A 22130-nucleotide genomic window follows, 5' to 3' on the forward strand; every position below is an offset into this window, starting at 1 on the left:
GATTCTGGTAACGCATATATAGGATTCTGCGGTACCATGTTAATCAGGTCTGCCCCGGATGATACTCAATGATGGCTGTCGTTAATCCGCCATGGGGGCATGGCGGCACAGGGCGGCAAACCGGGCCAGTATCTGAGCCGCTTCGGGTGTATCTGTCACCTGCTGCTGTATTTTTGCGGGATCACTGCCCAAGGCCTGGATCACCGGCGACATGTTGCGGATGTACCCGGCCATGATGCCATGGGTGTATTCCGGATGAAACTGCACTCCCCAGGCAGCAGGACCCAGGCGGAAGGCATGATGGGGGTCATGGGTGTTTTTTGCCAGATGCACCGCGCCCGGGGGCAGGGTCAGCACGGTCTGGGAATGGCAGGTATGGGCGTTGAAAACCGGAGGCAGCCCTTGAAACAGGGGATCTGACAGGGCATCTGCGGTCAGGGTGATGGATGCGGTGCCGATCTCCAGGCCGTCGGGATGAAAATCCACCTTACCGCTCATAGCCTTTGCCAGCAGTTGATGCCCGTAACAAATTCCCAGCACCGGGACCCCGGCCGTCACCACCCGGGCCAGCCACGCTTCCACATTCAGACTCCAGTCCAGGTTCTGGGTGACCATGGCATGGGAGCCGGCGATCACGGCCCCGCTGAAGGTGCCGGGTTCAGGCAGCACTTCAAATGCCGGGGCATTGACCAGCCGGATCTGATTTTCACCCACGCCTAAACCCTGGCGGATCCAGTCTTCAAAATTCCCGAAAGAACAAATAAGATCGGCAAACGTATCTCCGGTCTTTACAATCAGAATTTTTGGTTGCTTCATGATGTCAGCCCGTGACCTCTCCTAAGATAAGATCTTCCACAGCATCCAGGATACCCAGGTGCCGGGTGATGTGAAACCGCACAGTGGGATGTTTTTGTCGGGCGGTTTCAACGGCCCGGGGAATATCTGTCTGCACATGGCTGCCCGCGGAAATGAAAAACGGAAAGATCACCATCTCGTCCACCCCGCTGTCCGCCAGCTCCTGGATCACTGTTTCCAGGGACGGGTCGCAGAACTGCAAAAAGGCATGCACCACCTGGTGTATGTCATTTGAATCATTGGTTTTGACCTTGGTATCCAGCTTTTTTGCCAGAGCCGCCACCTCTGCGGCAGACGCTTTTTGGCGGCTTCCATGTGCCGCTAGAATGATTGTTTTCAAATCAAGCTCCTGTCTGTTGGATGTCGTATTTAAATCTTATCCTTTATGGGCTTATATGGGCATCTGCGTCTGGCAGCGCCATTTAATTGTCATGGGTGATGGGAACAAAGCCACTGTCCCTGATCATCTTTCTGGCCGGTCCGCTGTGCAGATAGGTCAGAAACGATTTGACCGCTTTTGACATGCGATCGGGATTGACATACAGAAAAAGGGTCCGTTCCAGGGCTGTTTCTGAATCATGGCCGGTGATTTCCACGGGTTTGACTTCATGATTGAGATATGCATGGCTGACATAACCGATGGCGTACCGGTTTTCAGCCACTGCCGCCAGAACGCCGCTGTTGGAGAATACCTGTATGTGACCGGGTGCCGGCGAGGCGCCATTCAGGATGCGTTGTTCCCACATTCTGCAGGTGCCTGATGCTGTCTGTCTCAATACAATTTGAATGTTAGCATCGGCCATGTCGTCAGATTTCCAGGAGGATATCTTTCCGGAAAAAATATGTCTGAGGTCTGTGATGGATAACTGATGCAAGGGATTGGCGGTATTCACAATCGGGACGATTCTGTCCCGGCATACGGGGAATGCTTTCAGGGTGATCCCTTTTTTTTCAGCTTCCTGAACAAGTGTTGTTGGCGCGGAAACAGACGAGGCAGCCATGTCACATTCGTTTTGAATCAGTGCGGCAATTCCCGTCAGAGAACCGGTGGCCTCGATGAAGATCTGTTTCTGATCCGGGGTTTGATACTCGGCTGCCAGTCTTTCCAGCATCGGCGCCATGGTGGTGGAGCCTTTGATGACCATTTGTTCCATGGGCGGAGATGTGCAGCCAAACAGTTGTATGCAGCAGGCTGCAACCAGTAGCACGATCATCTTTGTGAACCCGGATTTCATGGCACCTCTCTTTCCCTGTCTTGCTTAAATAAAGCCCGACAGGTTGTTTTTTTGATAGCATAGACCCAATAACACAGGGATTTTCAAAAGACAACATTGAAAAGGACCGGTGTTTATCATCAGTACCCGCAGACCGCTTTTCCCGGCTGGTGAAAATCTAACAGAGGTCAAATCTGTTTTTATCAATTGCCATATAAAATAATGCACAAACATAAGCCCCCCTGTATCCATCAGCAGCAGGCAGAGCTTTCAGCGGGGTTACCAGGAAAGGAAGGAATCGATGGCCGGGCAAGAAACCCGGAGGGATAATCAGACAATGACGGAAATTCTCGAACAGCACAGCATCATTTCAGCCCTTTTTTTCATGAGTTCACTGTTTTTGGGAAAAATGGTCAATTTCATCAGTTATTCTGTGATGAAGGAACGGATCATTTCCCGGCAGCAATGGGACCTGAACATATGCTGCGGAAAAACCGGTGCCGGGAAAATCAATGCAGATATCATCCGGCATGCGCAGATACCCAATTTTGTCCTGATCGACGATATTTACCAGCTGCCTTTTGTGGACAGGCAGTTCAAGAAGGTACTGTGTTCACATACCATTGAACATGTGGAACAGCCGGAGTTGTTTTTCAGGGAACTGTGCCGGGTAGGAGAAAGCGTCACCATTGTTCTCCCCCCGCTGTGGGATCTTTTTGCCGCGTTCAATTTTCTGGAACACAAATGGATTTTTTTGACGATGCGCAAAACACATCATTCCCTGCCAGGGTACCTGCCGCTGCCGTTTGCCGGCCATGTCCACAGATATCTTGGCCAGCGGTTCAAGGCCTGAGCCGACTCATTCAGCCTGATTTTTGCCTGTTCAAGGCCCTGGTGCTGGCAATGCCGGCATCGGAACGTTTGGCCTTTTTTTTCAGTCCGGCCAGCATGTTGGCCATGTCTTCGACCGTCAGCCCCTTTTTGTCACCGGCAGTCAGTTCCAGTATGGCCACACTGACCGTCATCAGGGGCAGGTTCCGTTTTTTGCCTTCCCGATCCATGGCCAACAGAAAACCTTTTTTCACGGTATCGAAATCATAGAAACTTTCAACATTCTTTTTGAATTCCCTGGCCAGGGATACCATCTGATCTGCCACCGTTTCATAGGTACTGTTTCGGATTCCCATGAAGAAATCATCCCCTCCCACATGGCCCACGAACCGGTTTTCGGAAAATGCGGTTTTTTTGAGGAGTTCGGCAAACATCAAAATGACCCGGTCACCGCTTCGGAATCCATACCGGTCATTGAACGCTTTGAAGTTGTTGAAATCAAAGTAGATCAGGTGATAATCCGCTTGTTCATCCGACAGACTGCTGCTCAAATATTCATGGATCAGGTTGTTGCCGGGCAGCTGTGTGAGCGGATTCTGATCCCGGGCCTGGGTCAGATTTTTTTCATTGATCAGTTTGAGCAGGGAATTGGTACTGAGCACACCGACATATTTCAGGTTGTCCACCATGATCAGGCCTTCATTATTATTGAACCGGGTGTAGATTTCAATCAGAGTTTCAAGGGAAGCGTGCACATCCGCCACAGGGATTCTGGCTACAAAACGGGAAATATCTTTGCCAAAAGAGGGGTTCTCCAGCAATTGCCTGCCGAATTTAGAAAAAATATACTGTTTGAATGCGGTTTCCCTGATAATGCCCAGGGGGTCACCATTCGGGTCGATCACCGGAAAAAAAGAGGTGTCCGGATTTGTTCTGAACTGATCAAAGACATGGACCACGGTGCAGTCGAATGATATCGGTTCCAGGTGAGTGATTTCACCGGCGGTCAGTGAACGGTGCTTATCGTCATGGTTCCGGCGGTCTCTTCGTATAATCTGCCTGATGGTATCATAACAGGACTTGATGGTATCCAGGCCATGGCCGGGTGGCTGGATCACATCCCCCTGAATCAGATCACACCCCAATTCCCGGCACTGGATGAATTCCGCCTCGGTCTGGACCTCACCGGCGATCACCCGGCATCCCATCAGATGGGAATAGGTGATCATAAAAGACAGGATCTGTCGGGTTTTGGCGTTCTCCCTGAAATCACGGTAAAGGTCCCGGTGAAGGATCATATAATCCGGTGCCGTTCGGTCCAGCAGTTGAATCCCTTGAGAGCGGATATCATATCCTGACAAGGCTATCCGAAATCCCTGGGACCGGTACCTGTCCAGTATGTGAATCACTTGCTCGTCCATGATGACATCCGGATCCACTCGCAGGACAAAGCAGATATCAGCAGGGACCAGCCCTGAGTGTTCGATCATTGAAAGGATGCTGCCGAGGTGATAATCCGGCGACAGGCATATTCGGTGATCCAGGCGAAGGAAAAGCCTGAACCGGTTTTCTTTTCGAAACGGTAAAAACCGGGTCAGTATTCTCTGTTGCAGAAACAGGTCCACCTGATGGCGCAGGCCCTTTTCCCGGGCAGTGTCAAACAGATCGGTCCGAATTTCAAAATTATCCCCGGTAAACCCGGAGAACCAAGCCTCGACGCCGAACAGATGTCCGGTATGAACGTGAACAATGGGATGAAAAACGAATTCAGGATCCATCAGATCCGGCAGCTGGGTGAAAAGGCCTGTTTCCAGAGTTTCCCTGCAAATGTTTATGTTCATTTTTTTTCCTTGACAGTAATTTTTATTACCCTAAAACGGTATTATTACAGGATGATTAGTACCTGGTAAAAAAAATTTCATTTCCGGTTGAGAATCGCGGTAAAAAAATAGTCTTCTAACAATACCCTGCTATTATCTATCAAAACAGTCGATGGGCCGTCCGGCTTTTTGTCCGGTTTTACTCATAAAACAAAACGGTTGGGGTTAAATATACATCCATGAATTCTCTGAAAACGGTAAAAAATATAAGGCTTCGATACATCCTGGCGTTGAGCGCCATCGGCTTGCTGGTGACGGCATCCTTTATCGCCATGAACAACGTGATATCAAAACAGCGCGGATTTTCCAGTCTGGTCAACCTGGCCGGACACCAGTCAGGGCTTGTCAACCGCATTGCGTATTTCAGCAGTTTGATGGTGTCCACTGACGATGAAACCGAATTCAACATGGCACGGGCTCAGCTGGGAAAGACCATTCATAAAATGCAGGGTGCACATCATGTCCTGCGCCATGGGAGCCGGGAAAAGGGCATTCCAAAAGTGACCAATGAACGGCTGAAGATCATTTTCGATGATCCTTCCGTGGGATTGGACCTGGCGCTGAGCCGGTTTTTGCATCATGCGGGAGATATTTATCTTTCCGGCCATGATGTGCTCAATTCCAAATTTTTTTCCTATATCTATCTGACCACTTATGGCCCCCATGTGTTGGAACCTATGCTGGATGCCGCCGTGGATGAATATCAGAAAATCGGGAGAGCCGCCATCGTAAAGATCGAAAGACTGGAGACCATGATCTGGGGGGCAACCATCCTGATACTTCTGCTGGAGGCCGGGCTCATATTTTATCCTTTGGAGCGTCATGTCCGGGCAACCATCAACTCCCTTCAAACCAGTGTGAGGTCTCTGACTCATATCCGTAAGCGCCTGACAGCGGCCCAGAAACTGGCACGGGTGGGAGACTGGGAATACCGGTTTTCGGATCGCAGATTGACCTGGTCGGATCAGACTTATGACATCTGCGGTGTGGACAGAAAACAGTTTGAGGTCAATGAGGAAAGTGCGCTTCAACTGGTTCATCCGGATGACCGGCCGGCGGTGAAAGCTGCATTAAAAGGGGTGGTGGATCAAATAAAATCCGCTACCATGGAATACCGGATCATCTGTCCAAACGGACAGGAACGGATGATATTTCAGCAGGCCACCGTCAGGAAACATGACGGCAGGCAGGTTCTTTCCGGCACGGTCCAGGATATTACAGACCGGAAAAAATCGGAAAGTCAGATCAGGAAACTGGCACTGTACGATGCTCTGACCGGACTGGTCAACCGTCGTCTGCTGGGAGACCGCCTGGGCCAGGCCATTGCAGCATCCCGGCGAAGCCGGAAGTATGGGGCGGTTCTCATGCTGGATCTGGACAACTTCAAGACCTTGAATGACACTTCCGGTCATGACATCGGCGATGCTCTGCTGGTTGAAGTGGCCCAGCGCCTCAATGCCTGTATCCGTCAGACCGATACAGCCGCCCGTCTGGGGGGGGATGAATTTGTCGTGCTGCTGGAATGGCTGGACGGCAATCATGACACCAGCCTGAAAATGGCCCTGGATGTGGCTGAAAAAATACGGATTTCTCTGAACCGGCCCTATGTTCTGGGTAAAAAAAATCATATGTGTCATGCCAGCGCCAGTATCGGGACGGTCATTTTCAAGGGGGATGTCCATACATCCAGTGAACTGCTCAAACGCGCGGACGTGGCCATGTATGAGGCCAAGGATCTGGGACGAAACCGGGTCTGTCTGTTCAGCAAAAAACGGCAGGCCATCGTCGACCGGACCACAGCCATGGCCTATGATTTGAAAAAAGCCCTGGCCCGGAATGAATTTTCTTTGTATCTGCAGCCTCAGATTATGGGAACGGGAAACGTCTGTAGTGCTGAAGCGCTGCTGCGATGGATTCCTGCCGGGAAACAGCCGGTCTCACCGGGGTTGTTTATTCCCATTGCCGAAGAAACCGGACTCATTTTGCCTCTGGGAGAATGGGTACTGACAAACGCCTGCCAGCTCCTGGTCAAACTGCAGGAATGCCGGAATCTGCCGACCGGTTTTACCCTGGCCGTCAATATCAGTGCCCGCCAGTTTTCGGATGATCATTTTCTGGAAAAAGTGAAAGCCATCATCTCAAGCAGCGGAATCGATCCCCGGCGGTTGAAATTCGAACTCACGGAAACCTGTCTGCTCCATGATCTGGATAGCGGCCGGGCAACTCTTGAATCGCTGCAGCAGATGGGGATTCATATCGAACTGGATGATTTCGGCACCGGGTATTCGTCCCTGAACATGTTGAAAAACCTTCCCATCAACACCCTGAAAATCGATCAATCCCTGATTCACGGCATTGAAACCGGTTCCCAGGGCAAAACCCTGGTCCGGGCAGCCATTGCCATGGCCAGAGCCATGTCCATGACCGTGATCGCAGAAGGGGTTGAAACAGAGCGGCAGGAATCATTTCTTGTGGAAGAAGGCTGTGACATCATGCAGGGATTCCGTTATGCCCGGCCCATGCCCCTGCCGGACTTTACGGCATATCTGAACGAAAACACCCGGCCCGGGTCAAAGGGGGAAAAACCTCGCCTGATTGTCCTGGAAGCCCGAAATCATGGATGATGGATGGCAATGCCTCCAAACGATCACCCATGGAAAGACTCCCTGATTCTTTGACGAAAAAAACGGACAACAGGATACGCAACTCATGACGCTTCTTTCTGTTTTGAAGACAGTGACCTGCCTGGCAAAAGACCGGGTACCCGGACAACTGGTCATCCAGATCACCAATCAGTGCAATGCCACATGCCCCCAGTGCGGCATGCGGAAGACCGCGGATATCCGCCGAACCCGTTTGGAAGCCGATGTCATCCGGCAGCTCCTGGATGCGGCCGGGGAAAAAGGGGTTCAGGCGGTTTCATTTACAGGCGGGGAACCCCTGTTGTACCTGGACCCGGTCATGAAATTGATCTCCCATGCCGGCCGGGCCGGCATCCCTTATATCCGCACCGGTACCAACGGGTTTCTGTTCTGCGGCAGCCGACAGCCGGGTTTCAGGGACCGGATCAAGGCCATGGCAGACAAACTGGCGGCAACGCCTTTGAGAAATTTCTGGATCAGTCTGGATTCTGCCGTGCCAAAGGTGCATGAACAGATGCGGGGGCTGCCGGACGTGGTCCGGGGGATAGAGACGGCCATTCCCATTTTTCATGATGCCGGCATATTTCCGTCGGTGAACCTGGGCATCAACCGCCTGGTGGGCGGTCCATCGACCCGGGACCTTCACCGGAAAGGTTTTTCCAGTGACACCGCGTATCTGGAAGCGTTTTACCAGAGGTTTCATGCCGCATTTGACCGGTTTTTCCGGCAGGTGACCCGGATGGGATTCACCATTGCCAATACCTGTTATCCCATGAGCATTGAAGACACTGGTTCGGAAGACGGGCTCCAGGCGGTGTATGCGGCCACGGCCGGGGAGGCCGTGGTGCGGTTCACCCGGGAAGAAAAAGTGGCCCTCTACCAGGCCCTGGCCGCCAATGTGACCCGTCACCGGCCTTATTTGCGCATCTTCACCCCCCTCAGTGCCCTGCATACCCTTATCGCCCAGCATCAGGCATTGCTCCCGTCCCCCGGTCCGGCAGTGGAAACGGCCGGATGCCGAGGCGGCACAGATTATTTTTTCATCGGTTCCGATGACGGCCACACCTACCCCTGCGGGTACCGGGGCCGTGAAGACCTGGGGCCTTTTCCAAAACTGAACCTGGGTGTGCTGGACCGGGTGCCGGACTGTCGCCAGTGTGACTGGGAATGCTTCAGGGATCCGTCCGAACTGTTTTCTCCCCTGCTGGATACCCTGCACCGCCCGAAAAGGGTGCTGAAACGGATCTCTCATGATCCGCGTTTTTTCTCTCTGTGGCAGAAAGACCTGCGGTATTATGCAGCCTGCGGATATTTCAACGGCCGAAAACCACCGGCATTATCCCGGCTTGTCCGGTTTACCCCATGAAAGCACCCTGGTTGACTTTTGATTTGAGCCAGGCGGGTCTGTTGGTTGTATAATTCCGGTTACCCCCAGATCAATCATTTGCCGGGCTTCTGCTGGATCGTCGACCGTTCAGCACAGGACTTCCAGGCCGGATCGATGCGCGCTGTTCGCAACAATTTGCTGGAGAGCCGGCAGAATTTCAGGCCCGCATTTGATTTCCACGATCAGTCTGCCCTGATCCGGTTCAACAAACCCTTTGATGTTCAACCAGCGGTCAGAGCAGCCATGGCCGGTGCCAGGCTGCGGGGGCTCGGTTTTCTGACCGGCGTGACCATCGAGGTGGAGGTCACGGACTCATTGAGCTCTGTATCGGCGCCGTAAATGTCTTTGACCACGGCCGGGGTCAGTTTTGCCGGCACATCGTCAAACACGATTTTACCCTGGAGCATGCCGATCACCCGGTCGCAGTATGTTCTGGCGGTGTCGAGGGTATGCAGGTTGCAGATGACGGTGAGTTGATCCCGGTCCCGGATCTCTCGCAGCGCGGTCATGACTTTTTCCGCGCTCAACGGGTCCAGGGAGGCGATGGGTTCGTCTGCCAGCACCATTTTGGGGGTCTGCATCAACGCCCTGGCAATGGCCACCCGCTGCTGCTGCCCCCCGGACAGGGTTTCGGCCCGCTGAAGGGCCTGGCCGGCAATCCCCAGGCGGTCCAGGGCAGTCAGTGCTTCATCCACCATTTCTTTGCCGAAAATACTGAACAGGCTTTTCACGGTGGAATATCCGTTGAGCCGGCCCAGCAGGACATTGGTCACCACATCCAGGCGGGGTACCAGGTTGAACTGCTGGAAGACCATGGCGCAGTCCCGCTGCCATTTTCGTTTTTCTTTTCCTTTCAGCGCAAGAATATCCCGGCCGTTCATCTCGATGCTGCCGCCGGAGGCATCGGTGAGCCGGTTGATCATGCGCAGCAGCGTGGATTTACCGGCCCCGGAAGGACCGATGATCCCGACCATCTGGGGGGTGTCAATAGCAAAGGATACTTTATTGACGGCTGTAACTGTGCCGAACTGTTTGGTCAAGTGGGTAATTTTCATGGTATCTCCTTATTGTTCCTGGATGTCATTGATTTATCGAGTTTTTTTGCGCCACCCCGTGAATGAGCCGTTTTCGCAGTTTTCCGGAAAGCGTGTCCATGATGATGACCAAGCCGACGGTCAGCAGGATCAGGTAGGCAGTGTTTTCCCAATCCCGCTGGGTGTTCATGGTTTCCACCAGCATCAGGCCGATGCCCCCGGCCCCGAGGGCCCCGATGATGGTGGCGGACCGGATGTTGGACTCCAGGTAATACAGGCCCTGGGAGACAAATACGGGAATGATCTGAGGAATGACTCCGAACCGGTAGAACTGCCACCGGTTGGCCCCGGTGGCGCTGACTCCTTCCATCTGCCGTTTGTTCACGTTTTCCAGGGCTTCTGAAAACAGTTTTCCCAGCGAACCGGTGTCGGTGAAGGCGATGGCCAGGGCCCCGGTGAGCGGCCCTAAACCGAAGGCCCGGATAAAGATCAATGACCAGATCAGCATGTCAATGCCTCTGAGAAAGTCAAAGACCCGGCGGACGGCAAACCGCAGCACCTGGGACGGAGTGAAGTTGGAGGCCGCCAGAATGGCCAGGGGCAGTCCTGCCAGGGCTGCGGTAAGGGTCCCCAGAACCGCCATGAGAAAAGTTTCCAGCAACGCGATAAACACATTGCCATGCTGCCAGTCCGGATTGTTCCAGAAGGTGTTGAATATCAGTTTCCAGTTGGGTGTCTCCGGCTGGCGCCGGTCACTGGAAAATGCCAGTCGGATGATCTCCGGGAAAGAAGATCCGGCCAGTTCCGACCGGAAGGGAAAGAAAAAATTTTCCCATCCTCCGAAATACCGGTGTACTTCCATGCGGGCCCGGGACACCTGAATCCGCTGACCTAAGGACGGCCGGGCATCAAACTTGGCGGAAGTGGCCCGGAGCCAGTCCGGGGGAGTTTTTCCTTCCGGCAGATCGGTTTCGATGCCTGATCCGGTCACTTCCACCCGGATGCGGCCATAGTCGGGGATCGTCAGGGTCAAAACGGTTTCCTGCATCTCGACGGTCATCCCTTTGCCCAGATCCACCCGGACAAGGTCCCCGGATTGTTTCACCCAGGCGGGCGGGGTGTCATAGGTGGCGGTCCGTTCCCCTTCCACGGCCACTGTCAATGAACTTGTCCCCCGCAGGTTCCGGGTGACATGCACCTTGTGGGCCACGGCATCCGTGGCCAGCAGCAGGGCCCGGCCCGGCCGGGCTTTGCTGATCAGTCCGCCGACATCAAAGGAAAAGAAAATATAGCACAGATAGATCACCCCAGCGGTGACACCCGCCAGGGTAATAATACTGTTTCGACGGATGGCGGAGAAGACGGTCCGGCTGTTCGGTGTCAAAAACGCGGTGTGATTCAGGGCCATGGAAGTGATGCTCATAAGGGGACCTCGATTAAGCCGCCTGGTCGCCGGTAATCAGGCGTCGGCGAAGGAAAGAAGATGTCTGGTCAATGATGAAAATAGAGAGAATCAAAAGCACAAACAACGCTGCGGTTTCATCACCGGACCCTTTTCCCCACCCAATGGTGCGCCGCAGTTCCGTGCCGATGCCCCCGGCCCCGACAAACCCGAGAATGGCCGATGCCCGGACATTGATTTCAAACCGGAGCATGAAATAGCTCAGATAATTGGGCAGCACCTGGGACAGTGCCCCATACCGCATGCGCTGCAGCCAGCTGGCCCCGCAGGAGGCCAGTCCCTCGATGGGGGCCTGCTCCATGTTTTCATTGACCTCGGAAAACAGCTTGCCCAGGGCCCCGGCTGTGTGAAACGCCACTGCGATCATGGCCGGTACCGGGCTGGAGCCCAGAACGAAAATGAGAAACAGGGCGATGATCAGTTCCGGAAACGCCCGCATGCTGTCCATGATCCGCCGGACCAACAAAATGATGACGGCGGGCTTGACGTCCAGGTTGCTGGATCCCAGAAATGCCAGTACCACGGCCAGTGCGCCGCCGATCAGGGATGCAGCGCCTGCGATGTTCAACGTTTCCACCAGGGCCGGCAGAAACCGGATCAGCAGAGCAAAAAAACCGAATCCCGCCTGCCAGGCTTCTTTGACAATTTCACCCGGATAATCGAAAAACTGGGTCAATCCTCTGAAAAAACTGCCGGAATTCATGTCATTGGCCAGTTTGTATCCGCTGACGAGGATGGCCAGCATCATGACAATACACACAGCGGAATAGAGCTGCCGGCGTTTTTCCATGGCAAGAATTTCTTCGTTGATGGCCGAAACGGTCATGGCGTATCCTTTTTCATCATGTGGACGGCAGAAATTTTCAAAACCGGCGGCCGCTGTTTTTTCCAGCGGCCGCCGGGAACGGCCGTTCAAATGAAGGGCTTTCTCCGGCTATTGGGATTTGGCTTTTCTGGCGGCGATGATGCTCAGGTAGTCGGAATGATCGATGGGAGCAATGGCCTTGATTTCGCCGGCCATGAATCCATACGCACATTCCGGGTCCATGGAGGGCATGCTGGCCAGCATGCCGGTGATCTTCAGTTTCACGGATTCCGGCAGGTCTTTGCGCAGAACGATGGGGCCTTCCGGGATCAGTTTGGACCGCCAGATCTCCCGGATCTGGGTCATGTCCACAATACCGGCATCCGCCGCTTTTCTCAAAGCGCCGCTGTTGTAGCCGTCCACCCAGTCCCCCAGGCCGCAGGCCCAGGTGACACCGCCGTCAATATCCCCGTTGAATACCGCCACAATGGTCTGTTCGTGGCCGCCGGTGAACTTGACATCTTTGAAATACTCACCCGGCTTCATGGAATACCCGGCCTGGGGAATTTCGATGGAGGGAATCAGGTATCCGGAAGTGGAGTTGGGATCACCGAAGCCAAAAACTTTGCCTTTCATGTCTTCCAGGTTTTCAATACCGGAGTCCACCCGGGCGAAACCGATGGCGTAATAACCAAATGAGCCGTCCTTGTTGATCTTGGTGAGCACGGGTTCCACGGCATCCGGGTTTGTCATGTACACTTTGGCATAACCGGAAGCTCCCAGCCAGGCCATGTCCAGGTTGCCTCCCAGAAGACCTTCGATCACCCCGTTATAATCGGCCGGTGCATAAATTTTGGTGGGTACACCCAGCGTTGCTTCGGCCTTGGCCCGGATGCACTCATTGGACCGCAGCCGGTCCGATGCGTTTTCACCTCCCAGGATACCGATGCGGAATTCAGTGATGGTTTCTTCAGCCATGGGGGCGTTGGTGAACGCCATCATGACAGCCATGGCGACGAACATTGATGTGATCCATTTTTTCATTACGCGTCTCCTTAAATGATTTGGTCGTTTTATTCTGAGTTTTCTGTAACTCTGTCTGACATTGCCGATCATCAAACCATTTGCATGTTTATTCCCTGTTAGACGGAAGTTATGTTTTGATTTAAAAAAATGAAAACCGGTCCTTACCAAAAATCAATGCAATTCACATACAATATTATTGAATTCCTGATAAGGTCCAGCGCGATCCGACAGGGACAGGGGGAATTTCAACAAAACCCCGGCAAGTCATCCGGCCGGAGTCAAAAACAAGCGTAACAAGCGTCAAAAAAAGGAGCGCAAATACCATGTCAGAGTCCGGACAGTTTCAGCAGCAGATTCAACAGACATTCCAGCAGCGCCTGGACGAACATCAGTCACAGTTTCCGGAAAAAGAATGCCTTCGAATCGATCTGCACTGCCATGACTGTAACTCCGATGTCACGGACGAGCTTCTGGGCAGAATCCTGCGGTTTCCGGAAACCTGGTTGAAGACGGACGAGCTGGTTACCTGTCTGAATGAACACCGGTGCGATCTGGTCACCATTACCAACCACAACAATGCCCGGTCCTGCTGGGAGTTGATGGAAACCGGCAGGGATGTGCTTTCAGGGGCAGAATTCACCTGCTTTTTCAAGAGGTTCAATACCCGCCTGCATGTGCTGGCTTATGGGTTCACCCCGGCCCAGGAGGAGATCCTCAACGGGTTGAGAAATGATCTGCCGGCCTTTCTCACCTATGCGGCGGATCATGATATCTCCACAATACTGCCCCACCCCCTGTATGTGGGGGCCGGTGCCAAGGGTCCGGATCCGGTCATGTACGAGCACCTGGCTCTGATGTTCGACCGGTTCGAGGTGCTCAACGGCCAGCGGGATGTGTGGCAGAACCTGTTGACCTGGGAATGGCTGGACAGCCTGACCGAAGAGCGGATCGATCACTGGCAGAAAAAACACGGTATCCGGTCGGAAAATTTCTGCAGATTTGTCTATGACAAGCGGGTCACGGGAGGATCGGATGATCACATGGGTTTGTTTGCCGGTACCTGCGGCACGGGCCTGTATGTGCCGGATCTGGAGAAGAAACGAAAGCAAACGCCCCTGTCTCTGCTGGCACTGGAAGCAATCCAAAGCGGCACCATGCATCCCTATGGTGAGGTGTTTATCCATGAAAAGCTCAATGTCGCGTTCATGGATTACCTGTCCCAGATCGCTTTGAACATGAAAGAGCCCGGACTGCTCAGAATGTTTCTCCATAAAGGAAGCCTTCGGGACAAGCTGGTCTGTCTGGGGTTCAGCAATGCCATGCAGGAGCTTCGGCGGCACCGGTTCACCCTGTTTTTTTTCAGATCGTTTCACGAGGCCCTGCACGGCAGACGGCCCGGCCTGATCAGCCGGTTCAAGGTGACCCCGGATTTCCGGCCCCTGATCCGGGCCATCGATGAGATCGCCCGGGCCAGATCCCGGGACCGGAAGCGTTATATGGAACTGCTGAAAACCGGGTCTTCCCGGATGTTTTCCTGCCTGAACCAGATCATTGCAAAACGGGTCGCTTCCCGGGCCGGTCACTGGGAGCATCTGGACAGGGTTCGGAACAAAAACCTGGCGGACCTGATTCAACAGCTCGAACTCCCGTCCCATGTCAGGGCGTTGTTTGAAGAAGATCCGGAACCGACACTGGATCATGGCTCCCGGATCAATCTATCCGATTTTTTTGATGCCCTGACCTTTCCCGTGCTGGCCTGGGGGGTCATTGCCGGGGCCTCTTTGCTCTCCACCCGGGTGCTGATGGGCCAGCGGGAGTTTGTCAACGGCTTTGCCCGGTCCCTGGGACGTCATGTCCATCCCCGGCGTGTCCTCTGGCTCACCGATACCCTGTGTGACGACAACGGCGTGTCCACATCCCTGTCCAGAAAGCTGTCTTTTATCCAGGAACGGGATCTGCCCATCGATTTTCTGGTCTGCCATGACCGGATTCAGGAAGCTCCCCATTTAAAGGTGGTGCCGCCCGTGGGAAGTTTTACCGTTCCCGGTTACCCGGATCATGTGTTTCAGGTCCCGGATCTCCTGGCTGTCCAGGCCCTGTTCATCCAGGGGGGATATGACCGGATCATCTGCTCCACGGAACTGCTGATGGGGCTGGCGGCCCTGTTTCTCAAACAGTCCATGGCCGTGCCCGTCTATTTTTTCATGCACACGGACTGGCTGACATTTTTCCGGCATACCATGGAACTGCCGCCCCCGGTGATGGACCGGATCCGCCGGATGCTCAGAGCGTTTTACCACCAGTTTGACGGCATTTTTGTATTGAACCGGGATCACCGGAACTGGCTCACGGGGCCGGCCATTGCCTATGACGGCTCCCGGGTTTACAACACGGCCCACTGGGTGGATGAGAGGTTCCGCCCTCTGCCCGGGGACCGGCGGGCCGTGTTCGGGGAACAAATTTCAGAAAGCGATATCGTTTTGGTGTATGCCGGGCGGCTCAGCGAAGAAAAAGGGGTGTTTGATCTGCCCGAAATTATGGCAGCCCTGGATCGGTCCGGAGTGACGGTCCGGCTGGTGATCGCCGGCACGGGTCCGGCCGAAAACCGGTTGAAAGCCCTGCTGCCTGGAGCGCTGTTCCTGGGCTGGGTGGACCGGTTTCGTATGCCGGCCTTGTATTCCCGGACGGATCTGCTGGTGCTGCCTTCCCGGTTCGACACTTTCGGGAATGTCATCCTGGAGGCCATGAGTTGCGGGGCTGCGGTGGCGGCCTATGCGGAAAAAGGACCTCTTGAAATCATTCAGACCCGGGAAAACGGGATTCTGGCCGAAGATCCGGCAGGGCTCGCCGAAGGCATCGCCCGGTTCGTCAGGGATGAAACGTTTCGGCACACCTTGAAAAAGAACAGTTTGAGGCGGGCCAGGTCGTTTTCCCGGGAAACCATTTTCAATGCGTTTTTGAATAATCTGGGACTGGGAGATACCGTGCATACAGATGGAACGGATTCCCTGTCGGAAAGGGTGTTAAAAAAAGAAACCCTGAAGGCCGCCATCGGATATTGAACCCGCATCAAAGGCCGGCGGTATTCATTAAAACCGGCGGCTGTCATGTTTTTTTTCAATGTTCTCCAGGGCTTTGATGGACAGGGTGGCCCAGGGCTGCACTTCCAGACGTCTGATATCAATGGGGTCTCCGGTGAGTTCGCAATATCCGAATTCACCGTTTTCGATTCTTTCCAATGCTTTTTCGATCTGTGCGATGAGGTCGTCACAACGTTGGGAATGAAGGATTTCATTGTCGATGCAACCCATGAGAATACTTTGATCCAACAGATCCGCATGTTTCATTTTCAGGCTCCGGATCTTTGTTTTGATCTCGGATCGTTTGCGGACCAGTTCCACCTGTTTTGTCAGCAGTTGTTCCTTGAACCGGCAAAGTTTCTCATTGTCCAGAAACGGGGGGATAGACGGACTGAAATTTGTGGAAGACGGCAGTAAGGTTTTCATGGCGGACTCCTGAAAAATAATTGATGATATCCGGTATGATGCTTTGGTGGCGTTATGCCGGTATTATGACCCTATTAAAAAACAATTAAATATGGGGTTTTTCCACATGAAAAAAGATGCGGGAGCCGGTCACCTCGCTTTTTCCGGTGTGAAAAAACGAGGCGGCCCAGATCCCCTGGACAAAAAGAATCATCCAGGGGGTCCACAGGGCGGAGACCGCCTCTTGGAGGCGGGGCTGGGGGAGACTGTTGTTGTCCACGGGCAGCCCCAGGGCCAGGGCACCGGCAAATCCCAGGGTGACCAGGGCCATGATCTGGTAGGCGGTGATGCGCCGGCCGCCTCTGAAATCCGCCCGGAGAAATTCGGAAACAAACCGCCATATCTGGGTGACGGCCAGGGTGACCAGAAAGGCCGTGCGATAAAATCCGTTCAAAAACAGGAGGGTGCCGGCCAGCCCGGTCCCGGTGGACAGGGCAGCCGTGATAATCTGCACGGGCACGACCTTTTGTCCGTCATATCCGGAAGCATAGGTGATTTTTTTCAAGGGGCCGGTGAATATCAGGTAAAACCGGGAAAACAGTGTTTGAATGACCGGAGGACACTGGTCCAGGGGTTTGCCGTAGCAGCACCCGAAGCTGATGCAGGCCAGGCGGCCCAGACCTTCACCGAAGGCATAGGCAATGGATACTGCGGACAGCAGAATCAAAGGGTGTAACGGAGTTGCCATGACGGGTTCAAAGACCCGGTTGATGAGCAGCACCAGGAGAGGGGAAACCAGGATGCCCGCAAACACGGCCCCGCCCACAGTAAGGGTGCCTTTTTTCTTTTCCACCACCCGGGCGATGATCCGGGACGCCGGCAGACAGACAGCCAGAACACCTGTAATGAAAACACACAGGCCGGACAGAGATATCCGGGCCGAGGTGGCCAGTATCAAAAACAGCACCACGGCAACGGTATAAGCATTGGCACACAACACCCCATAATAGGTGAGATTGAGTCCCTGCCACCCCTGTTCGGTTTTGTGCCGGGGCACCACCGCCATGATCTGCCATTTTTCCCGGGGCAGATGTCGAAATCCCCACCACAAAGCCACGGCTGTCAACACACCCATGCCAGTGATAAAAAACAATTCAGTCATCAGACCGCCTTTCCAATGGTTTCCCTGACGTTTAAATCCGTTTCCACCAGCGGCACGCCGAATCGGCTTGAAAACCGGGATTTCACATCGAACCGCCGGGTGTTTGCCAGCAGATCCGGGCAGAACCGGACCCGGTTTTTTTCAAACAGCAGCACCACGGTGGAGCTGCCGGGTCGGAACAGGCTTTTGGGCTGCCCTTTTTGAATGAACATGCCCGGCTGCAACGGCCGGACCGGTTCATACCGGACCGGGCTGTAGCATTCAACGATCCGGCCGATCATCAGCGCCACAATCTCCACCATGGCCACGTGTCCCACCCCTGTGCCGTCCGGCACATCCGTGTCAATGACCGTCACCACCCGCCGGTTCTTGGAAAACGGGGTGATGGTTTGCACCACAGCCCCGGGGTTGCAGGAATGGAAGCAGCCGTTGATTTCGTAGACATCCTTTACCCTGCCGGACACGGGAACATGGGTGTAGTGATACTTGTCCGGGGTCAGGCGGAAAACGGCATACTCTCCGTCCCGGAACGTGCGGTGCCACGGCCGGTCCATACCGGTCAGTTCCTCATACTGAAACAGTTTATCCTTGATGCACAGGTGCCGGTTGTCTGTAAAGGAACCGGGCAGGATTCGGGCATCGGCCGGTGAAACAAAGGCCCCGGGGTCATCGGTCATGGGACGGCAGTCCCAGTACCGGAGTTTCCGTTCAAAAAACCGCCGGAAGGTATCGAGTTGATTCACCGGCCCGAAAATCTCCCTGAAAGGGATTCCCCTTTGGTTCAAAAATCGGCCGGGATCTGGAATATGGGTGTTCAAAGGCAGATCAAAGCACAGAAATCCCAGAAGGGCCGACATTCTGGCGGAGATCAGCAGATCGAACATGGCCGGGGCATTTTCCCGGACCCTGGCGTACAGGAAGGCAATGGTCTGATCCGCCACAAGGGTTTCCGTGTGAACCCGGCCCGTGTGCCGGTCAATATACTGGTGTGTTCCCGGGTTCATTCACCCCTCCTGGCTGATAGTTGGCGGGGTGCGGCATGACCGGCCTCCATGTTGACATACAGCATGATCAGAAACAGCAGTTTTTTTATCTGTTCTGCGGGGAGATCATGGGCCATCAACGGATGTTTCACCTGCCTGAGAAACCGGTCCAGGTCTGTATCCGGGAGAATGGTATGAATGATATCCTTGAAAACCGGTTCCCTGAACCCGGCCCACAGATTCATGCCGGAAAATTCGCTGATCAGGATTTTGAACCCTTCGGCCATATGCTGTTTTCGCAGCGTTTCCTGGTAATATTGTTCGGCATCCCGGTTGAACACATCTCCGGGACAGGTCATAGGATCCTGTTTTTTCCGGGAGTCCAGAATGCCTTTGACCAGCCGGCCGCACGCGGAACGAGTGTCCGGGGAATGGATCCGGCCCTGCAGGTCAGCCAGGACCCCATGCAGCCGAAGGTCTTCGATCAGGGCGCTGCCGTCTTTTTTCAGCGTGCTGACAAGGGCCAGTTTGTAATCTTTGACTTTGATCCGCGTATATCCCGGGTACCGCCGGCTTTTCCGGGTATGGGAAATTCCGGACACGATGGTTTTCAGAAACCGGTTCCGGGTATCGGTCTTCACATAACAGAAGGGCAGGTTCAGGGCCGCACAGAAAAACAGCTGGCGCCGTTCGCTTTCCACGTCCGGTGTGTCGGGAATCATGGCATGGGTCACCTCCCCGTTGAGAACGTATTGATAGGCCAGTGCCGTGATCAGGGTCTGCATGTCTGCGGCGTTGCCCATGTCTGTCAGAACATGCTCAAAAATGCTGTAATACCGGTGTTCGAACCCGGTGTATCCCATGCGGGAAAATTCCCTGAGACGGATCAACTGGTACAGGGGCATGCGGGTGTCGAATACACCCATCTGGGTCAGATCATGGCCCAGCCGGGCACTGTTGCCGGGACTGCCGTCCAGGCCGGGGCTCTGGTCCGTACTCAACAGCGAAACCAGGTAGTCCACCAGCCGGAAGTCCGGGACAAAATCCCCTTTGAGACCAAAGACCCTGCGGATGAGCCGGTCCAGCCAGACCGGGCCGAAAGGGGTGACGGGACGGCCCAGAATCCGATTGGCCGCCTTTTTTTTCCATCGCCGCCACAGCATGCGCAGATGGGTATAGTCCAGTTCGTGGGGAAGAAACCCCAGGATCTTTTCCGGGTGAAAGTCTTCAAAATTGAGACGGCAGGGAGAAGCGCTGTAAGTGCCGGGAAACAGGCAAAGAAAATGCTCCGCGATCTTGATGACCAGATCCCCCAGAAGTTTTTCATGCCGTGCAGTGAACCCGGACCCCGGATCGGACAGAAGCGTTGCCAGTTTTTCGGAACCGATGCTGATATGGGTCCCGTTGTTGGCCAGGCTGATGTTGGAGCTGTTGGGAAGGATCACCAGGTTGGACTGGATGATGCCGGCTTCCCTGAGTTTGGCGATCCCGTTGATCTGGCTTCGGGACAGCACCTCGTGGCACAGCGTCATATAGGTGTGTTTTTCTTCACCCCGGTTCCAGCCCGACAGGCAGGGACTCATGAACAAAAAGCGGTAAAACGCATCAGACAGGCATTCATTGAGCCGGTGCTGCATGACCGGCGGGGAAGCCGAAAAAAACACCCGCACCTCCTGTCCGGCATCCTTCAGTCCCAGTTTTTGTTCCGCATACTGGACCAGCAGCTGGGTGAACAGAAACCGGATCAGGGTTTCAGTGGCCAGGGGCCGGCCGATCCCCCGGGACCCGGCCCCGGACCGCACCGGATGAAAGGAAAATATTTCAGGAGAGGTGTTGTCGTTGAGAAAATGGGCCATCATCTGTTCGCCGGTTTGTTTGATGCGCGGATGGATCAGGGGGGCCGACCCGATCACATCGGCCAGGGCCAGTTTGAGCAGGTAGGAGACCGGGATGCGGATCATGGGTTCCCCGGCCCGGATGAACCGGAACTGGCCGGCATCGGAACGCAGATCCCCCCCGGGAGATGCTTTGTCCGCCAGAAGATCCGATGCAAATACCCCCCTGGCGTATGAATTGAGACATTTTTCCGGAAACCGGACCCAGGAATTTTCCCAGACATGGTTTTTTCGTTCCAGATACCGTTCCAGGGCCGTGATCGTTTTCCGGGACGTGTCCCCGGCTTCGGCCCTGCGCACCATGTTCTTGAAAAAATTGGCGGATTCGATGGTGATGGGCAGATCCACATCCGCACGCTTTCCCAGAACCACGGCCTGGAACTCATTTTCCGCACCTGCCGTGACATCCCGGAAAGAAAACGGCAGGGATTGAACAAAATTTTCCTTAGACCCGGGCCTGATTTCCAGGGCATGGTGCAGAAATGCCAGGTCGACCCGGGTCCCGGCATCGGGTGCCGGCATGGGCTGGGTCGGTTTGGTTGCCTGTGCGTTGGACATGGCGGAATCTATCCTGTTTTAAGATTCGATGGTCAATTTTCAGGAAATGATTGTCCGCCCCACGTGTTGGGAATCAATTGTCTGGATGATAGGATTGTGTTCAACTCAGTATTTTTCGATAAACGCTTCCACATCGTACAGGTCCCTGAATCTCTGTTCCAGTTTTTCCCGGGGCCAGTCCCAGAACCGGATCTCCAGGAGCCGGTCGATGATTCGGTCGGAAAACCGTTTTTTGACGGGTTTTGCCGGGGAACCGGCCGCAATCTCATAGGGCCCCACGGGCCGGTTCCGGGTGACCACGGATCCGGCCGCCACCACGGCGCCAGTGGCGATTTTTGCGCCGGGCATCACATAGACCCCGTGGCCCAGCCACACATCATGGCCGATGGTCACGGCATCCTGTCGGCGCCATTCAAAGAACGCCGCATCATCCTGGTCGGCAAACCCGTATTGCCGGCACCGATACGTGCAGTGGCTCTGGGTCACCCGCTGGTAGGGGTGATTCCCCGGATTGATCACACAATGGGAGGCGATGGAGGAGAATCTGCCGATATCACACCAGATGGCCCGGACGCAGGAGGACAGATAGGAATAATCCTCCAGGGTGATTTCATTGCAGAAACACCCGGCCGCAATTTCCGTGTATTCTCCGAACCGGGAGTTAATGACAGTGGAAGATTCATGGATCAGCGGGCGGGAAAACAGTTTTTTTTGCTTCAGTTCATTGTTGGCGGCCAGATGGGTGATGTCGTGCATGGCACCGGTCCTTTCGGCTGAAAAATGATGGGGTCACAGTTCCGAAAAATTATCCGGCATTTGTGTTGGGATGGGGTTACCGGAATATGATGATTGTATTCGATATCTTGTTTGAGTGACAGGCAGATACCACAGCAGAAAATCAAGGATTTCAG

Annotated in this window: 17 protein-coding genes; 4 read left to right on the forward strand and 13 right to left on the reverse strand. The window is 54.4% G+C overall.

The features are described 5' to 3' along the window. Nucleotides 1-81 precede the first annotated feature (81 nt). The 3 genes from DPO_RS03905 to DPO_RS23690 form a co-directional block, all read right to left on the reverse strand. Nucleotides 82-816: a glutamine amidotransferase gene (locus DPO_RS03905; RefSeq protein ID WP_006964407.1), complete on the reverse strand. Its 735-nt coding sequence runs from the start codon at nt 814-816 to the stop codon at nt 82-84. 4 nt (nt 817-820) lie between these two features. After that, nucleotides 821-1195, reverse strand: a complete 375-nt coding sequence (locus tag DPO_RS03910) for a sirohydrochlorin chelatase (protein ID WP_006964408.1) — start codon at nt 1193-1195, stop codon at nt 821-823. Nucleotides 1196-1277: 82 nt separating this feature from the next. Continuing rightward, the gene (locus DPO_RS23690; protein WP_006964409.1) at nt 1278-2090 is read right to left on the reverse strand and encodes a PstS family phosphate ABC transporter substrate-binding protein; all 813 of its coding nucleotides are present in this window, start codon (nt 2088-2090) and stop codon (nt 1278-1280) included. Between the two features lie 316 nt (nt 2091-2406). On the opposite strand from DPO_RS23690, the gene DPO_RS03920 reads away from it, so the two are divergent. Next, on the forward strand, nt 2407-2922 hold the full coding sequence (locus DPO_RS03920; protein WP_160166888.1) for a methyltransferase domain-containing protein: 516 nt from the start codon (nt 2407-2409) through the stop codon (nt 2920-2922). Between the two features lie 10 nt (nt 2923-2932). On the opposite strand, the gene DPO_RS03925 is transcribed toward DPO_RS03920, so the two are convergent. Then, the gene (locus DPO_RS03925) at nt 2933-4741 is read right to left on the reverse strand and encodes a GGDEF domain-containing protein (RefSeq protein WP_006964411.1); all 1809 of its coding nucleotides are present in this window, start codon (nt 4739-4741) and stop codon (nt 2933-2935) included. A gap of 218 nt (nt 4742-4959) precedes the next feature. On the opposite strand from DPO_RS03925, the gene DPO_RS03930 reads away from it, so the two are divergent. Together DPO_RS03930 and DPO_RS03935 are read left to right on the forward strand one after the other, a co-directional pair. After that, a complete protein-coding gene (locus tag DPO_RS03930) occupies nt 4960-7404 on the forward strand; it encodes a putative bifunctional diguanylate cyclase/phosphodiesterase (protein WP_006964412.1) in 2445 nt (814 codons plus the stop codon). An 85-nt stretch (nt 7405-7489) separates the two neighbouring features. Beyond that, on the forward strand, nt 7490-8788 hold the full coding sequence (locus DPO_RS03935; RefSeq protein ID WP_006964413.1) for a radical SAM protein: 1299 nt from the start codon (nt 7490-7492) through the stop codon (nt 8786-8788). A gap of 242 nt (nt 8789-9030) precedes the next feature. Here the strand turns inward: DPO_RS03935 and phnC are convergent, their stop codons facing one another. Genes phnC through phnD form a run of 4 tightly spaced genes read right to left on the reverse strand, consistent with a single transcriptional unit; the run spans nt 9031 to nt 13154 of the window. Further along, on the reverse strand, nt 9031-9864 hold the full coding sequence (phnC, locus tag DPO_RS03940) for a phosphonate ABC transporter ATP-binding protein (RefSeq protein ID WP_006964414.1): 834 nt from the start codon (nt 9862-9864) through the stop codon (nt 9031-9033). Nucleotides 9865-9889: 25 nt separating this feature from the next. Next, nucleotides 9890-11266, reverse strand: coding sequence for a phosphonate ABC transporter, permease protein PhnE (gene phnE, locus DPO_RS03945; RefSeq protein WP_006964415.1), 1377 nt, complete (start codon nt 11264-11266; stop codon nt 9890-9892). Nucleotides 11267-11279: 13 nt separating this feature from the next. Beyond that, nucleotides 11280-12221, reverse strand: coding sequence for a phosphonate ABC transporter, permease protein PhnE (gene phnE, locus DPO_RS03950; RefSeq protein ID WP_201765590.1), 942 nt, complete (start codon nt 12219-12221; stop codon nt 11280-11282). Between the two features lie 18 nt (nt 12222-12239). Beyond that, nucleotides 12240-13154 (reverse strand): phosphonate ABC transporter substrate-binding protein, encoded by a 915-nt coding sequence (gene phnD, locus DPO_RS03955; protein ID WP_006964417.1) that lies wholly within the window; start codon nt 13152-13154, stop codon nt 12240-12242. A gap of 305 nt (nt 13155-13459) precedes the next feature. On the opposite strand from phnD, the gene DPO_RS03960 reads away from it, so the two are divergent. Continuing rightward, nucleotides 13460-16198, forward strand: a complete 2739-nt coding sequence (locus DPO_RS03960) for a glycosyltransferase (RefSeq protein ID WP_006964418.1) — start codon at nt 13460-13462, stop codon at nt 16196-16198. A gap of 27 nt (nt 16199-16225) precedes the next feature. Here the strand turns inward: DPO_RS03960 and DPO_RS26565 are convergent, their stop codons facing one another. The 5 genes from DPO_RS26565 to DPO_RS03985 form a co-directional block, all read right to left on the reverse strand. Further along, a complete protein-coding gene (locus tag DPO_RS26565; protein WP_006964419.1) occupies nt 16226-16642 on the reverse strand; it encodes a TraR/DksA family transcriptional regulator in 417 nt (138 codons plus the stop codon). Between the two features lie 85 nt (nt 16643-16727). Then, a complete protein-coding gene (locus tag DPO_RS03970; RefSeq protein WP_006964420.1) occupies nt 16728-17783 on the reverse strand; it encodes a prolipoprotein diacylglyceryl transferase family protein in 1056 nt (351 codons plus the stop codon). Further along, complete coding sequence (locus tag DPO_RS03975) at nt 17783-18787, reverse strand: phosphatidylserine decarboxylase (RefSeq protein WP_006964421.1); 1005 nt, start codon at nt 18785-18787, stop codon at nt 17783-17785. Before DPO_RS03975 ends, DPO_RS03970 begins: the two co-directional genes overlap by 1 nt. Then, nucleotides 18784-21219: a hypothetical protein gene (locus DPO_RS03980; RefSeq protein WP_006964422.1), complete on the reverse strand. Its 2436-nt coding sequence runs from the start codon at nt 21217-21219 to the stop codon at nt 18784-18786. Before DPO_RS03980 ends, DPO_RS03975 begins: the two co-directional genes overlap by 4 nt. Before the next feature lie 105 nt (nt 21220-21324). Further along, nucleotides 21325-21975, reverse strand: a complete 651-nt coding sequence (locus DPO_RS03985) for an LbetaH domain-containing protein (protein WP_006964423.1) — start codon at nt 21973-21975, stop codon at nt 21325-21327. Between the last annotated feature and the right edge of the window lie 155 nt (nt 21976-22130).

This window comes from Desulfotignum phosphitoxidans DSM 13687 (assembly GCF_000350545.1).
GTDB lineage: Bacteria > Desulfobacterota > Desulfobacteria > Desulfobacterales > Desulfobacteraceae > Desulfotignum > Desulfotignum phosphitoxidans.